The sequence below is a fragment of the Pseudoalteromonas sp. Of7M-16 genome (assembly GCF_022347805.1).
In the GTDB taxonomy this organism is placed as follows: domain Bacteria; phylum Pseudomonadota; class Gammaproteobacteria; order Enterobacterales; family Alteromonadaceae; genus Pseudoalteromonas; species Pseudoalteromonas luteoviolacea_F.
Window position 1 is genome coordinate 46,096 of record NZ_JAKRFY010000020.1, and the last position, 16,207, is coordinate 62,302.

General features: G+C 38.4%; 15 protein-coding genes. 7 read left to right on the plus strand and 8 right to left on the minus strand.

Going from position 1 to position 16,207, the window contains the following annotated elements; genetic code table 11:
- Positions 1-103: 103 nt before the first annotated feature.
- Positions 104-304 carry a DUF1737 domain-containing protein gene (locus MHN81_RS19100; protein WP_239426435.1) on the plus strand — a complete coding sequence of 67 codons (201 nt, stop codon included), beginning with the start codon at positions 104-106 and terminating at the stop codon, positions 302-304.
- A 4-nt stretch (positions 305-308) separates the two neighbouring features.
- Positions 309-719: a Mor transcription activator family protein gene (locus MHN81_RS19105; RefSeq protein ID WP_239426436.1), complete on the plus strand. Its 411-nt coding sequence runs from the start codon at positions 309-311 to the stop codon at positions 717-719.
- Between the two features lie 471 nt (positions 720-1,190).
- Here the strand turns inward: MHN81_RS19105 and MHN81_RS19110 are convergent, their stop codons facing one another.
- Together MHN81_RS19110 and MHN81_RS19115 are read right to left on the minus strand one after the other, a co-directional pair.
- Positions 1,191-1,418 (minus strand): hypothetical protein, encoded by a 228-nt coding sequence (locus MHN81_RS19110; RefSeq protein ID WP_239426437.1) that lies wholly within the window; start codon positions 1,416-1,418, stop codon positions 1,191-1,193.
- A 119-nt stretch (positions 1,419-1,537) separates the two neighbouring features.
- The gene (locus MHN81_RS19115) at positions 1,538-1,909 is read right to left on the minus strand and encodes an SMI1/KNR4 family protein (RefSeq protein WP_239426438.1); all 372 of its coding nucleotides are present in this window, start codon (positions 1,907-1,909) and stop codon (positions 1,538-1,540) included.
- 492 nt (positions 1,910-2,401) lie between these two features.
- Here MHN81_RS19115 and MHN81_RS19120 point away from each other — a divergent pair, with 492 nt between their 5' ends.
- The 4 genes from MHN81_RS19120 (at position 2,402) to MHN81_RS19135 (ending at position 6,723) form a co-directional block, all read left to right on the plus strand.
- Entirely contained in the window at positions 2,402-3,997 is a 1,596-nt protein-coding gene (locus MHN81_RS19120; RefSeq protein WP_239426439.1) for a tetratricopeptide repeat protein, read from the plus strand.
- Between the two features lie 5 nt (positions 3,998-4,002).
- Positions 4,003-4,212, plus strand: coding sequence for a hypothetical protein (locus tag MHN81_RS19125; RefSeq protein WP_023397605.1), 210 nt, complete (start codon positions 4,003-4,005; stop codon positions 4,210-4,212).
- 601 nt (positions 4,213-4,813) lie between these two features.
- Positions 4,814-5,230, plus strand: a complete 417-nt coding sequence (locus MHN81_RS19130; protein WP_239426440.1) for an aegerolysin family protein — start codon at positions 4,814-4,816, stop codon at positions 5,228-5,230.
- Between the two features lie 530 nt (positions 5,231-5,760).
- Positions 5,761-6,723, plus strand: a complete 963-nt coding sequence (locus MHN81_RS19135) for an endonuclease/exonuclease/phosphatase family protein (protein WP_023397554.1) — start codon at positions 5,761-5,763, stop codon at positions 6,721-6,723.
- Between the two features lie 289 nt (positions 6,724-7,012).
- Here MHN81_RS19135 and MHN81_RS19140 read toward each other — a convergent pair whose 3' ends face one another.
- The 4 genes from MHN81_RS19140 to MHN81_RS19155 form a co-directional block, all read right to left on the minus strand.
- Positions 7,013-7,585, minus strand: coding sequence for a tRNA-(ms[2]io[6]A)-hydroxylase (locus MHN81_RS19140; protein ID WP_023397553.1), 573 nt, complete (start codon positions 7,583-7,585; stop codon positions 7,013-7,015).
- A gap of 73 nt (positions 7,586-7,658) precedes the next feature.
- Positions 7,659-8,294: a sulfotransferase gene (locus tag MHN81_RS19145; protein ID WP_023397552.1), complete on the minus strand. Its 636-nt coding sequence runs from the start codon at positions 8,292-8,294 to the stop codon at positions 7,659-7,661.
- Complete coding sequence (locus MHN81_RS19150) at positions 8,291-8,665, minus strand: MAPEG family protein (RefSeq protein ID WP_023397551.1); 375 nt, start codon at positions 8,663-8,665, stop codon at positions 8,291-8,293. The genes MHN81_RS19145 and MHN81_RS19150 overlap by 4 nt, the downstream gene beginning before the upstream one ends.
- Before the next feature lie 69 nt (positions 8,666-8,734).
- Complete coding sequence (locus MHN81_RS19155; RefSeq protein ID WP_023397550.1) at positions 8,735-9,433, minus strand: SIMPL domain-containing protein; 699 nt, start codon at positions 9,431-9,433, stop codon at positions 8,735-8,737.
- Positions 9,434-9,674: 241 nt separating this feature from the next.
- On the opposite strand from MHN81_RS19155, the gene MHN81_RS19160 reads away from it, so the two are divergent.
- Positions 9,675-13,856 carry a hybrid sensor histidine kinase/response regulator gene (locus MHN81_RS19160; protein WP_239426441.1) on the plus strand — a complete coding sequence of 1,394 codons (4,182 nt, stop codon included), beginning with the start codon at positions 9,675-9,677 and terminating at the stop codon, positions 13,854-13,856.
- 72 nt (positions 13,857-13,928) lie between these two features.
- Here MHN81_RS19160 and MHN81_RS19165 read toward each other — a convergent pair whose 3' ends face one another.
- Together MHN81_RS19165 and MHN81_RS19170 are read right to left on the minus strand one after the other, a co-directional pair.
- The gene (locus tag MHN81_RS19165) at positions 13,929-14,735 is read right to left on the minus strand and encodes a hypothetical protein (RefSeq protein ID WP_023397548.1); all 807 of its coding nucleotides are present in this window, start codon (positions 14,733-14,735) and stop codon (positions 13,929-13,931) included.
- A gap of 510 nt (positions 14,736-15,245) precedes the next feature.
- Complete coding sequence (locus MHN81_RS19170) at positions 15,246-16,064, minus strand: ABC transporter substrate-binding protein (protein WP_239426442.1); 819 nt, start codon at positions 16,062-16,064, stop codon at positions 15,246-15,248.
- Positions 16,065-16,207: the final 143 nt, after the last annotated feature.

The window sequence follows — 16,207 nt, forward strand, 5'->3', positions numbered from 1 at the left end:
TGATCTTTACCTTTTTTGAATACAATATATAATATACAAAATAACATTTCAAAGTTCACTTATTTAAGTGAGCAAAAAATAACTGGAATAGGAGAAATTCCAAATGAAACTATATAGACTCGTTACCGGGCCTGATGATGAAGGATTTTGTATGCGCGTATCAAAATCACTTAACGATGGCTGGCAGTTGCACGGTAGTCCGACCATAACATTCAACGGAAAAACCCCGATAGCGGGTCAGGCTTTAGTCAAAGATGTGCCTGATGAAGAATTTCATGATGGGATTAATTTAAGGTCATACTGAAACGATGTTTCATCCTGATGCATCTTTGCTGCCACACGGTTTACAGTTGTTTTTAGAGGTTATGGGGCTGGATGATGCAGTAAACGCCTTAAGTGAAGAGCAGGGTAACTTGTTTTTTATTCCCGACAAGCCAACGCCTAATCACGAATTTTGTAAGCGGTTTAGCGATGATATGGCAAGGGCATTGTATAACCATGCTGGCAGCACATACCAAATACCAAAGCTAGACAAAATCATGATTCAGCTGCGGAACATTAAATTAAGAGAGGATTTTAAGCAGGGCGCTTCAGTCCAAGATTTAGTAAGACGCTATAAGTTGACCAGGCAAATGATCAACTTAATAGTGACCTCCGAAGTCAATGGCACACCGATATTAGTTGGCGATGCGCACAAGCAGATGGAGTTGAAGTTGTAGGTTTGTGATCAGCCTTCATTGTTAGGTGTGGGGGCTAGTTTGTTTCATTCTCGAAAGATGAAGGACAGCTGTGTGCCAGAAGCGGTTTGTTATGTGCCTATTTAGCAGCACTTTTCAGAAACTTTATTCCACTGTATTTATCATGTTTACTAGGTATAACTTTTAGTTCAGATTCACTTTCAGGTACATCTATGAACAAGAAGTATCTTTCTCTTTTGTGGGCTGATGAGTGCAAATGCAACTCTGTACCTTCTGGAATTATTCTTTGTGATCCATTTGTTGTTGATACAGCTATAGGCTTTGTAGTTTGAAATATATTAGAAGTAATAAAATTAAACTTACCTCACATTGAACCTACAAAGAAAGATAGTAAGCATAATATGATTACAACAATATTCTTTAACATTTAGCCCATCCCCCCTTGGCATATAACGTTGCCAAACCTTTATTCGTCCGGTTTTGATGGCCTTGTTATGTTTTTTTATTATCGTCATCTTCAAGAAGCTTAAATATAGTTTCTACGAAAAATGGAACGTATTCATCTAGCATCTCATTTCTTTGTTCCAATATTTCTTTAGTCAATTTGGATGCTTTTTTCTTATCCACGACGCCCAGCTCGGTAAGTATATGAAAATACCTATTACAAGTATCAGCCATCCACATATCTAAATGACTTTCAAGGCTTGCTACTTTTTCCATGTGAACCACCTAAAAATATAACGCCGTTGTAACCGGCTAATAATAGTTGGCTAAAATTTGTGAGGCACGAACAAAGCCAACTGTTATTTGTCCGCGTTTACAACCTTGTTAGTTGTACGTTACTCGCCAGCCTCTAGAGTCATTTGCTTAGCCCATGCGGTCGCGTTTGCCCACTTTTCATTGGTAGTTCCATTGTACGACCAAAACACCACCTCACCATTTTTATTGATACAATAGTAATTAGAGTTGTCTTCACAGATAGGCATAAGCTCAACAGGTAAATCATAAAACTTTCGAGCACTCACCAATGCTTCGTATATGTCAGCATAACTAGGAGGATCGACGATTTCCAATGCTTCAAGTGGAGCATCTCCTAGATCATATCCAGATTTAATGAATGCCACATATTCGGGTGGAAAAGTGAAACCTAGCTTTTCTTGAGCTTCTGCAATTTCAATGTCGGTAGGTATTTTCACTTCGAATTCTTTCATTTACTCTGACTCGGGTTGAGTACAACTAACAATTTAATATCGACCCAATTGGTCGTTTTTCTACCACTAGACTAGCTGGGTCGTTTATCTGATTGGTCCAGTTTTAACATAAATAATAACATGTTACTACATATCACCATTTGTGGTCATGATGTTTTACCAAATATAAAAAAGACTCATTTGGTCGTTTCCATGTCTATAGGGGCAAGTTGCTAGCTAAGGAACTAAAAAGCAACGTTCTCAAAAAACTAGTGTTGCGGCTGCTAAATTTTTACTTTAGCCTAATATATCGGCTTTACTTCAAAGCACCGTAAATGTAACGCGCGTTTCGATTTTGGATAAAATTACATTTGTTTTTAGACATCCCGAAGTGAGTTGAAACCTTTCCTCAGTTACCATTTCATATCTGCATTAATTCTTTCATGTTTGCATTGATTTTAGTAAACAGTTAAGTAGAGTTGTATTGTGAAGCAATACAAGGATATAACGTTGATGAACTCTCTGATTAAAAAATCCAATGACATAATACAGACTGTGCAAACAGATGGCTCAACTGTGGTCCAAATTGCTGGAAATAATTCAGGTGATATTGTCATTAATGACCCGATAGCAGTGAAAGCATTCGACGCTTTAAAAGCTGAATTAGATAAAAAGCACATTGAAATTTCTGAATACAAGCAGCAGCTTCAAACCTATCTAGACATCATATCTAATTTAAGCCAAAGCAAACAGAATAATGAATTACCCGCCGAGGATGTTGATACTGCATTACAAGCAATCATACGTAGTGGCGATGTCGATAAAGCAAAAGCGCTACTTTCAAAGCTGATTGACGATAACGAAGACATCATTCTCAAACAGGCCGAGTATTATTATCAGCGCGGTTCGTTAACGTATCTTTATGAGTCTAAACAAACACTAAAGGATTTTGTCAGGGCAACGCAATTAAACCCTGAGCATATAAGTGCCAGGAATCGGGCAGGCCATATTTATAAGCGCATTGGTGAATTAGGCAACGCATTGCAAGCTTATCAACATGTTTTAAACTTGGCTGAAAAGACAGGTGATAATGAAAGTAAATCTGTATCGTATTGTAATATGGGGAATGTTTACCAAATAAAAGGCGAACTTGATAAGGCGCTTGAATATTACCAAAAGAGCCTTGAAATAAATGAATCCTTCGGTCGTAAAGAAGGTATGGCCAATGAGTATGGTAATATGGGGGTTGTTTACCGAATCCAAGGCGAGCTAGATATGGCGCTTGAATATTACCAAAAGAGTCTTGAATTAAATGAATCCTTCGGTCGTAAAGAAGGTATGGCTAACCAGTATTGCAATATGGGGACAGTTTACCAAACACAAGGCGATCTAGATAAGGCGCTTGAATATTACCAAAAGAGCCTTGAAATCAATGAATCCCTAGGTCGTAAAGAAGGTATGGCTAACCAGTATGGTAATATGGGGACAGTTTACCAAACACAAGGCGATCTAGATAAGGCGCTTGAATATTACCAAATGAGCCTTGAAATCGATGAACCTTTGGGTCATAAAGAAGGCATGGCGTGCCAGTATGGGAATATGGGGGTTGTTTACAAAACACAAGGTGAACTTGATAAGGCGTTTGAGTATTACCAAAAGAGCCTTGAAGTCAATGAATCTCTAGGAAGCAAAGAAGGCATGGCGCGCCAGTATGGCAATATGGGTAATGTTTACCAAATACAAGGCGAATTGGATAAGGCGCTTGAGTATTATCAAAAGAGCCTTGAAGTCTATGAACCTCTAGGAAGCAAAGAAGGCATGGCGCGCCAGTATGGTAATATGGGGAACGTTTACCTAGAAAAAGGCGAATTGGATAAGGCGCTTGAGTATTACCAAAAAAGCCTTGAAATCAATGAATCTTTTGGCAGCAAAGAAGGCATGGCAAATCAGTATGCCAATATGGGCATATTATCTGAACTACAGGACGACCTCAATCAAGCAAAAGCGCATTGGGAAAAGGCCTTGGCATTATTCGAGCAAGTGGGCGCACAACCTCAAATTGAGCAAGTGTCTATCTGGCTTGCAGAACTAGAGAATACAAAGGAGTAAGAGCTATGATTGAGTGGTTTACCTCACTTGGTACTGGTGAGCAAATTGGTGCATCGACGCTGTTGGTGAGCATTGTCGGGGTACTTGTTGCTATATTCAAAAAGTCAGGGCGCTGTGAGCCGCTAAAATCCGTTAACCAGAGCATATCGGGTAACAATATTAAAAACGCCGTACAAATAGGCGGAGATAACAAAGGTGAGCTGCCGAAAAAGTAGCAGCTACCATTTTATGTTAAATCAAACTGTTTTTACTTTATCCTGGCTCAACAATTTATCCGTTCCGTACTGAACGATATTATTACCACTTGGTTTGAAGTTTTGATAATCCGCTATTGGAATACATCCGCTGTAAAACCAGGAAACAGAGCAAAGCACACAGGTTTAAAGTTATGTTAAATAGGCTTTTTTAGGTAGATGACAAAAGCAGTAAGTAATTTTTATGGTAAAAATTACTAGTAGATTAACCTTGAGTGTTGGTCAGTGACAGTATATATTTAATACAAAATTGGGGTTTGGTTGGTGATCTGCTTAGTGTTATTGTGTTAAATTCTATTTCCATAAAAGCCTGAGCTGATAGGGAGCCTAACTTTATTTTTTATCAATGCTTTGTGCTCTTATGGCAACAGCGATTCAATATCTTTGATATGAAAATTAAAAACTATGGCAAATCTGGCTATTGAAATTTACTGAAAACAATAACTTACTATACGGTAATACTGTGTAATAGTTATTTAGGTGTTCCTATCTAAACTTTCTTTTGAGGTTTGAGCTAGCGCTGTAACTGCTGGCATATATTAAACAAGAAAAGGAAAGTATCATGGCCGATTTCTCTACTTACGGATATATAAAAAACTCCACAAGTTCAACGATCAAAATTACCAATTTTCACGCGACGCATGGAAGCTGGTCAAAACAACCTACGCCAACAACAATCAAACCCGGTGACGTATGTTCGTTTGCACAAAAGGATCCAACTGGCGCAGCACTTGGTTCAGAAGGTAGTATTTCTTTGGTTGTTGGTAACCAAGCTCTAACGACAGTAAAAATAGATTTTCAATGCGGGTATGCACAAAGTAATTTTGCAAAAGCGTCTGTCTCAGACAATTCTTTAGACGTCATCATCAAAGCTGGGTCTGGTGACGACGGGTTTGAAGATATGGAAACTGCCAACCCTGGTTATGTGCCTGGTGGCGGACATCCGTTGTATGTAACGTGGGAAGTGACAGAAAAATAAGAGAGAACTTTAGAAATCTTAATATGTCCGATACCGTCTAGTATTGGACATACCTTGGATTTGACGTTCACAGCCCCACAAAAGCAGAGGTGTTATCTTTGATATTTAGATAAAAACCCTATTTAACATAACGTAAATTATGGGATATATTTAATGATTGTTATACCTTGGGCAGTTGATAATACCGTACCTCTTACTTCGTAATTATCTGTATAAATTCAATAGCTTGAAAGTCAATCCATTAACGACATTGAGTGTTAACTCTTCCTGATTTTTATAATTTACCTGATTCTCTATATGATAGATAACATGAGTACTTTTTCACATTAAGTACGGTATCTTTGTAAATAAACTAATTGCTTCAAGGCTATTGGTGTACTCAGCTACTCTGTATTGATGTGAACGTGAGATACCTCTTCTAGATATTTTACCAACTTACTTCTCAATTAACCTAAGCGTAGCTCATCTTGAAATATGGAAATCTCGTGTTATACCTACATGGTTGTTAACTAAACAGCAAGGAAACCGTTATGGACTATTCAAAAGTTTCTAAAGATCAAGCTATCAAACTTCGGCAACTCAATAATCGTATTGAGTTGGCCAACATACCTTCATCTTCACTAGATGAATCACTCAATGTGGCAACATGGAACATTCGAGATTTTGGTAAATCGCGTCGTTCAGATGACGGGATTTTGTTCATCGCCCAAATTCTCTACCAATTCGACTTGATAGCAATCACTGAGGTTAGAGATGATTTAACTGATTTTAAGCGAGTTTTAAATTTACTTGGCCCCAATTGGAAATTTGTAATCAATGACTGGCAACCTGATAGAGCTGGAAATCGAGAGCGTGTAGCTTTCTTATACGATGAACGAATGGTAAATTTTACCGGTTTGGCTGCTGAAGCAGCACCAGCTAGAAAAAAAATTGATGGCGACTATTATACAAACCAAAGTTGGTGGCGCTCCCCTTACTTTGCGAGTTTTTCAGCCGGTCAATTTGATTTTATCTTAATGGCCATGCATGCTCGTTGGGGAACTACCGAAGGCAGAATCGACGAATTAAATGGGTTTGGAAACTGGATAAAAAAACGATGGGAAGACAATGAGGATAAAGTATTTGATAAAGATTTAATTGTAGTTGGCGATTTCAATATTCCTTCTAATGACGATCGTTTTTATCAAGCTTTGACAGTCGAAAGTAAATTGAAAATGCCCGACAACTTAAAAGGAATAAATGATACTGCAGCAGCTCAAGGGACACCTAAAAATTATGACCAAATTTTACATCGCTGTGATCAAGTGAGCTTTTCAGGTAGAGGTGGCGTAATTGATTTTTCTAAGGACCAATTCATGGAAACAGTCTTATTTCCTGAGTTAACTTTCAAAGAGGCAACATTTCAACTCAGCGACCACTTTCCTCTTTGGTTACAGATAAAAACAAATAATGATCAAGTTAGGCTCGATAATATTATCGGTAGCGACGTTTAGAGTTTAAAGCGTACAAACCATATTTCTTTTGATTGGCTGATATCGCCCCTACCCTGAGATCTCAGCCAACCTATGAACTGAAAAGCTAATGACTAGATTTAGTCAAAATAATTTTGCCGCTTGTGTGTTTTTAAGTAGAAGAGACGACGATCAAAATCGCTTTACAAGTTTAGATTTAGCCTCGTTGTGGATCTATTTCTACCACTTTGTTCTAGATGGATTTAATAAACGATTCAATTTAACATAATTTAAAGCACTCTAATAACGAGTGCTTTTATTTGAAACCAGATTAATGTAATGCGGCACTAAATGGAATACTTTCACATATTTGTGCTTCTGCTATCAATATCTCTTCCAGTCTCGCATCGATTATATCTTTATCGAAATATTCATAACCTAATTCAACAAACAAGTTTTTATGTTTTTCTTCTGACTTGGCAATCGCAACATAGAAGTCTTTATCTTTACCTTCAGGCAATGCCTGCGCAACCAAAGAAAATCGTTCATGTCCTCTGGCTTCAATAACAGCAGCAACAAGTAATCTATCAATTAAAAACTCATCGCTACCTTGTCGAAATAAAGAGCGCATCTTTTTGATGTAAGGATCTTGTTTATCATTTCCAAGTGCTAAGCCTCGTTCATTTATAAGTTTAAGCACTTGTTTAAAGTGAATCATTTCCTCTATCGCTAGGTCAGCCATCGCTTTTACAAGCTTAGTTCTATCAGGGTAATGCCCTAGCATTGACATGGCCATTCCTGAGGCTTTTTTCTCTGCGGCTGCATGATCCTGTAAAAATGTTACAAAATCATCCATTACTTTGTGTGTCCACTCGAATGGAGTGTGATACTTCAATTCAAACATAGGTATTTCTATCTCACTTACTACAACTGCTATGTAAAGCAGAACTTTATTAATTATTTAATATCGGACATTATTACTTACAAAAATCGTATAAGCTGACGTCTTTATCAACTTTACCAACTCTTGTTGACTCAATCTTTAGTGGATGTTTAATATCATTCCAAGCAGTTACTTTTCCCTTTTTATTTAAATGAGGAATATTTGCCATTGGCACAGACATAAACCGTGAAAATGTTTCACAGGACACAGGATCAGACAAGTTTATTGAAATATGTTCTACATTTGAATCTTCGAAAAATGTATAAACTTTCTTTTTATGTCTGTTGTAGCTCTCGATTAAGTATTCATCACAATGAATTTTCCCTTCAGATAGCTCTGGGAAAACGTCGAAATAGCAACGTTTTAGAGTATCGTTAAAGCCGCCACTTTGGTTTGTTAATTTAGGCAACATTCTCAGTAACAAGCGACGAATGGAAGGGACCCATAGCTCATGTTCACGCTCCAAATAGATGTATTTGGCGTCAGGAAACTTCTCATGAAGCTGTTTGTAATCATTAAAGACTGGGGTGTCTGCAATAAATTCAGCGGTTTTCAACGTGTGCTGGGTATATGCCGTATGTGCCGTTTTAAGCCCAATATCCAGACTCGCGACACATAGGCTCGTCGTTCCGGTCCTGGGTAGACCTAAAACGAAAAATTTCTTGTTCATATTATGTATAAATATGCGTTCATTAACGCCATTCCAATCAAAGATAAGAATGTACAGCCCATACCGACGACTCTCATTTTTATATTAGCTTTGGCTAAGGCCTGCGCATGTAAAACTCTTCCAGCTAAAAATAGCGCAGCAAAAGGGAGCAATATTGCTTCGCTTATCAATTGGTATTCAAGTATAAAAATTAAAATAACGGCAAGTGGTGTGTACTCAATAAAATTTGCATGTGCTCTAATACGGGCCTGCAAATCTTTATGCCCAGCATCACCTAAGCCTACCTGGTGACCCTTCCTCAATTTTATAACATCGAGGCTGAGCTTGATATAGAAAAGTGTACAAATTGCAGCAAACAATCCGCTGAACATAATAAAGTCCCCTATTCCTTTTTATACCGGACAGTATACGTTGTTTTTAAGGGACTTTAAAAGTGTCGTTTAATCAATGTAATAAACAGCGTAAACTTCAGCTGTAAGCTTGGTATCCCCGGTGCTATATGCATCTTGCAAGCTCATAGATTCTGCAGCCATTACTTTACCTCTTGCATAAGGTTGAGTAGGCGTATTCATCGGTGAAAAAGACACTGAGTATAGTCCCCCAACTTTCACACCAAACCCTTCTGCCAGCTCTCGTGCACCCAGTTGTGCTTGCTTAATAGCTGTTTGGTTGAGTTCTTTCATGATTTCGGCTTTGTCCTCTACAACAAACTGAGTATTGTTGAACTGGTTGATACCACTATCAACAAATGCCTGTAGTAACTCCGGATATCTATCGATGTTTTTTAGCTTCAACGTTATGTTTCTCGAAACTTTAAAGCCAGTAAACTCTTCCTCATTTGTACTTCTATTGTACCTTGTTTGCTTGTATACGTTCAGTTGCTCCGCATGAATATGATTGCTTTTAACACCAAAGCTCTTTGCTATATTTAACGCTTTGGCGACAACACGATCGACATTTGATTTTGCGTCTTTAAGGTTTTTACTTTTTTCGTTTATCGCTACATTGATAATTGCAGTATCCGGCTGTACCGAAACTTCCGAATAGCCTTTCACATATAAATGGGGAGTATTCGGAATACTTCCCGCAGCAGCAGAAGTGCTTAATAAAACTGAGAAAACAGCTGTGAGTAAACGCATAAACTCTCCAAAATTCCTGAATCTGATGTTGGTAACGGGCTTATTGAACCATATTAAAATTAATCATTACTGAATGCTATATTTCATTCTTGAATGAGCAGTACATTTTGACTTGTCTTTTAATACTATCAGTACCCTATTTTCGCTGTCCCACTCAATGACACAGGTAAATTAGACACTTAATTTTTAACGAATTTCATTATTGAGCGTAGAAATTGTTCACGATATAAACTAGCCTAATATGAGTAGACTTAACTCTCTCCGGTTAATTAAATTGCTTATGGGTAAACGGCTTATAGTATTGTACACCTTTTGGGTGATAGTAACCGCAGCCCCTTCTATTTGTTTTGGGAATATCCCTGTACTGTCAAATCAATATTCAGTCAAAAAACTCACTGCCGAGGATGGCTTTGTGTCATCAGAGATCTATTCTATTATCCAAGACCAACAAGGATTGCTGTGGTTCGGAACCGCTGAGAACGGCGTAATGCGTTATGATGGCAGAAAAGTCACGTTGTTTGAATTTGATAGTGAGACGATGAACGGTTTGTCCCACAATGACGCGGGTAACTTGATGTTAGATCGAAATGGCGATATATGGATAGGTACCTGGGGAGGTGGCGCAAATAGGTATGACCCAAAAACTGGTCAGTTTGAGAACTTTATTCACGATTCGAAAAGGACCGATTCAATAGCAGCGAACAGGATACAATCTTTGCTTCACGACTTGGATGGTTCAATATGGCTAGGATCTTATGATAATGGCTTGAGTCGGTATTTAGGTGGCGATAAATTTGAACACATAAAGAAAACCACAAATACTTCATTGGGTCTATCACACAATCGTATTTGGGATATTGAAAATCACGACATACAGAGCCTTTGGGTTGCTACAAGCTACGGGCTTAATCTATACGACAAAGAAAATAATACTTACCGCTACTTTTTTCCAGACCCTGAAAATAGCACGCCAACGGGCGCCAACGAAATACGGCATGTATTGAAATCCTCAAAGGGACACATTTACGTCGGCACCCAGCAAGGACCTTTTATTCTTGATCACAAAAGAGGAACATTTTCAGAGATCGGCGTTGTGGATGGTAAACATCTTGGTCAGGTCAACTCAATGATAGAAGATCATGAAGGTTACATCTGGTTTATCACAAGCAGAGGAGCTTTTAGACTATCTCAGGGCAATGGGCAGCTAGTTCAACTTGATTTGGAACATAACAGTGGACTACGAATTATATTCGAAGACAATGCAAATACGATCTGGATAACAAACGAACTTCAGGGGATCTTTAAACTTGTGCCCCATCGCAAGTTTAAGTCCATCGACAACCCTGAATTAACCACTCCAAATGGGATTACCGTTGACCATCAAGGAGATATTCTGGTTGCGAATTCTAAATCTGAATTGTTTAAGTGGAGCGTTGCGTCCCAAACTTTAGATATGTTAATTCCCGCAGTTTTCACTTCTGAAAAAGGCTTTAGTGAAAATCGCTTGTTGGAGCGCCCTGTTTTGTATTTAGATCAGGAGAACACACTGTGGATGGCTCAGGATGAAGGTTTAGCTAAAATTAACCTAGAGACCAAACAAAGCGAAATTATTACCTATCCAAAAACAGCGATGAATCATGAACAATTTCGCGAGATCAGAGCTTTATGTGTCGATAATCAGGGAATACTATGGATTGGCACATACAAAAATGGGGTCTATTTATACGATCCTTTAAAAAAGACTTTTAAGCATATGGGTACTTCATTTGGCTTGTCTCACTTGGAAGTACTCACGATCTATCAAGACAATTCCAAAAATATTTGGGTTGGAACTGGAAATGGTGTAAACCGTTGGGTTGAAAGCAGTCAAGAGTTTCAATCTTTTGTAAATAGCCCCTATCAGGCCAATAGTTTATTAGGCAGTATTGTTCAAGATATCTATGAAACTAAAGATGGTAGTATCTGGGTAGCGACGCAACAAGGGCTTAATTTATACCAAGCAGATCAAGACAACTTTACTCACTTTAACATGCAAAACGGATTACCAAGCAATCTAATAAGAGCAATATCAGATGATCGGCAAGGCAATTTGTGGTTAACCACTAACAAAGGCGTAACCAAGTTTTCCCCTTCCTCTGGTCAAGTCATAAACTTCGATAGCCGAAACGGGTTGCTCGGCTTAAATTACTACCCAAGTAGCCTTATCAAAGGCAAAAATGACACACTGTTTACAAATAGCCAGCGAGGTGTTGAGTATTTCAGTACATTGGTTCAGCAGTCTACGCTTAACGATCCCGGCATTGTACTCACCGGGTTTAACAAGATGGGCCTACCAATCAACTTAGATACCCCGTATTCCTACGTGACAGACATTTATGTTTCATACCTCGACTACATTTTCTCTCTTGAGTTTTCTGTGCTGGACTTTCTTTCACCAAATAAGAATCAATATGCTTATAAACTTGAAGGCTATGATGATAACTGGATAGAAATAGGTAATCGAAATACCGCTTCATTTACGAATCTCGATGGTGGCACCTACAAATTTCAAGTGAAAGCGACCAATAGTAACGGTGAGTGGGGATCTAAAACTTTATCTATTAATGTGCATGTATCTCCTCCCCCTTGGAAAACATGGTGGGCCTATTCACTTTATGTTTTATTGGTTGCCAGCAGTATTTTTGCGGTCATATATTTACGGACCAAACTACAAAAAGCAGAAATTAGCAGACAAAAACAATTTGTTGTCCAACTAGAAGAGCAAGTGTCCGAGAAAACTGCCTCATTGGAAACTCAGGCAAGAAGGCTCGAAGAAGCTTTGAAAAAGGCTGAGGAAGCGACACGGTTAAAATCTGAATTTCTCGCTAATATGAGCCATGAAATACGAACACCTATGAACGGAGTGATAGGTATGCTTGAGCTGCTTAAAAAGAGCGGTTTATCTTCAACTCAAGCTCATTCCGTTAATATTGCAAGTACCAGTGCCCACTCATTGCTCTCTTTGATTAATGATATATTGGATTTCTCCAAGATTGAGGCAGATAAGCTTGAATTAGAGTATGTCAATTTTGATCTTCGTCAGTTATTGGAAAATTTAGCTGAATCGATGGCTCTATCAGCTCAGACGAAAGGCGTAAGCATCATTCTGGATTTTGCTGATCTTGACAGTTCAATTGTGAAGTCGGACCCTGGCCGAATAAGACAAATTATTACCAATATCGTCAGTAATGCAATCAAGTTTACCGATCAAGGCGAAATAGTGCTATCCGCGACGCTTGAGCCAGACAAAGAAGCTCAAGGCTATATCTTTACGTGTAAAATCCAAGATACCGGCATCGGGATCCCCGAAGAAAAGTTAACCACTCTTTTCGATTCATTTATACAAGTGGACGCTTCTACAACAAGGAAATACGGTGGCACTGGCCTTGGGTTAAGTATCACCAAAAATTTATGCCAACTGCTCAATGGGGACGTTAATGTCTCAAGTACTGTTGGGGTTGGAAGTTGCTTTGAGGTAACTTGTGCCGTATCCAAAAGTGATGAGCTAAGCCCAACCACGGTGAATTTATCGGGCTATAACATAACTGCCTTACTTGTTGATTCTATCGTATCTAGTAACAAAGCAATTCGCAGGCAATTGGAGGTTTGGGGTGTCACTGTTTTTGACGCAACCAATGCCGACCAAGCACTTCGCGTGATCTCTAAACGGCAAATTGATATTGTTTTCTTTAACAAATCTCTTCCGAGCATGGATGGTGAATTACTGGCTAAAGAGATAAGAAAGCATGAGCAAAATAACAATGTTAAATTAGTTATGATGACGCTCTTAAAAGAACAATACACAGCTATTGAATCTTGCACGGTTAAGTTAGACGGTTATTTTTCTAAGCCGACCACCAAACAGGATTTGCTTAATGCATTGTCAACTATTTGTGCCGATATTAGGCATTATTTAGACAGGCCAAAGATCATTGAAGAAAGTAACAAAGGTGGTAAAAATCAAGGAAGTTGGGCTGCGAAAACGAGGATCTTGCTTGTTGAGGACAACAAAGTAAATCAAATGGTTGCTATGCGCATTTTAGATAGCATCGGATTAGTGGTTGATATTGCGGAAAATGGACTCGAAGCACTTGATAAAATTAAAGCTGCGGAAGGTGAACAGCCCTACACAGCTATCTTAATGGATTGTCAAATGCCTAAAATGGACGGTTATGAGACCACCAAAAATATTAGAGCGGCCAATGCCGGGGCAATTCATTCGAATATACCTATCATTGCGATGACTGCCAATGCTATGCAAGGTGATAGGCAAAAATGCCTTGATGCGGGTATGGATGACTACATAACGAAGCCTATTGAAACAGACAAGGTAATAGAGAAGCTAGAATATTGGATTAACAACAACGGTAATCGTTCGGCCTGAGTTTTTTGCCCCCACGACGAAAAATGGGCCTATTGGCCCATTTATTTATCGCTTTCTAATCGGTGTTCAATTTTATTTGTAGTTAACTTGGTCAATAACTAGGTTGATGTCATTTTCACCAGTAACTTCCCAAATAGTTACATGTTCAGTTGTACCAGCTGGGTTTTGGCAAGAAACTGTTTGTCTAAATACACGACCGTTGTAGTTATATACCTCATTATTCAAGGCATAGTGATTGGTGTGGAATAAAGGAGTTGAATCATAGCCGTTAAATACTTTAGAGACTAAGCCGTCGTTAATCTGAGAAGTACAGAAACCGTCTTCAGTTCCATTGTTAACTAAAATAGATGATGTATAGCTAAGTTGCTCGTACCAACCTGCACCACCACAGTGTGAAGACTGACCGCCACAAGCCGGTGATTGCCATTCACCAACACCCGTTAGAGTTGCATCCCAAGTGATTTTTGGTACCGCTGGGATTTTGTGTTTTACAGTGAAGCTTTCACCAGCTTCTGATTCACAATTTAGAGATAGAACACGAGTACGTTGCAACTGAGCTTCAGTAAACTGGCCTTGTAATACGATTCTATCGATGTGCCAAGTGTTATGTCCAGCTGGTGCAATCGCTACGTTCGCGATGAACTCGCCTGAAACTTCATCATAAACAGCACCAGTAGAGCATGAACCATATGTATCAGCGCGGAAAGCCCAAGCGCCAAAAGTACGTGAGTGATCTGAGTCAGTTACGATACGGTCCATAAATCCACCCGTATAGTTAGACTCACGATCATAACCATCTACATCGTTAACTGTAACGCTTGCGACTGCGTTGTTCATAGCAAATAAAGATACTACAGCTGCGAGAAGTTTAATTTTCATTTTGATCCCTTTTTTACTTTGGTTTAATTAAAACTTCCTCTCTAATTGAAAGGAAAATATAAATTTGTTTTAACGGGGGTCGTAAAATTATTTATCTACCCCGTCGTTTTCTCGCAACATAAGTTAGTGGCTAAAATTGGCCTTGTAAATGCGTAAAATATCGTCATTTCAGTATAAAAACAGTAATCCCCTTGAATGTGTATGAGCATTCTGAAACTAAAAAACAACTGGGTTAAAAGCGTTCGGACTTTTCCAAAATTAATATAAAACACCATTTTTCAATAACTTGAAAAATAAATAAGAATTCAATATGGTAAATTAATGGTGAGGCAAGACTAATGAATGTATGGAGAATCGAAATGAATCATAATGGAGTATAACTAAACAGCTAAATAGTATTAAAACAACACTATTAAATAATAATACTATTAATAATTAAGCATTGTGATTTGATAATTTATTTCATCAATACAAATCACCTTTTTGTAAGATATTTCTTGTTTTATACGGCTAATTTTTAATATTGAACGCGGATTTGAGTGAATTACTGATAAAGACTTCCTCTTGAGGTAAGAATAGGTTTGCATGTGCTTGAATGATCAAGTCTTGAATTGTACGCTTTTGCAGTGTTCTTTCGAATAAGTCCACTGCTGCTCGGCCTGTTCGAGTATCAGAGCAAGCAATATATCCAAAAATAGTTGCGGTAGTATCTCCAATTGCATGAAAAGATATGTCTTTAAGAACCTCCTCTGAGGGGAAATCAGTCACAAACACCGAACTGTATTCAATAATACCGTCTAGCCTGCCTTGCACCAACATCTGTCGTAATCGAAATGCGCTGTCATTGCCTTCACTTATAAACAGTCTGTCCGCATTAGCTTTAATAAAATCATCAATTTCTAACCCGTACGAGCGGCCCTGTGTCACACCGATCCTCAGACCCATAGACAAGGCATCTTTTAGAGAAACTTCGATTGAAACAAATTTCTTGTTTCGCAAAATCAACCTGTTTGAAGGGAAAGCCATTAGAGGAAAAGACACAAATACGCCCATAGCTTCTCTCTCTGGTGTTTTTACTTTATTGTACAAGCACACGTTTTCTTGATTTTTCAGCTCCCTCCATTCACGTTCCCTACTCGCTGGGACAAAATCAATTTTCATATCATTTTTTAGATTACGCGTAATGATAAGCAGCAACTGAGTCGCCAAGTCTCCGGGCGCTTCACCAAAAGAAGGGTTATAGTCTGAAACAATCTCGATTTTTATTGGGTTGGCAAAGCCGGAAAAAGACAAAAATACAAATACAACAAACGCAAATTTAGACAGCATAGCTACTCCTACTGTATGCAGTCCTTGCGAAAAGTTATCTCTTGAGTATAGCTTTTATAAATTAGTTTTCTATGTAGAACGGAAATAACGGCTTTCTTAAACAGGAAACTCGATTAATAACAAGCAATTAAAAAAGTGAATAT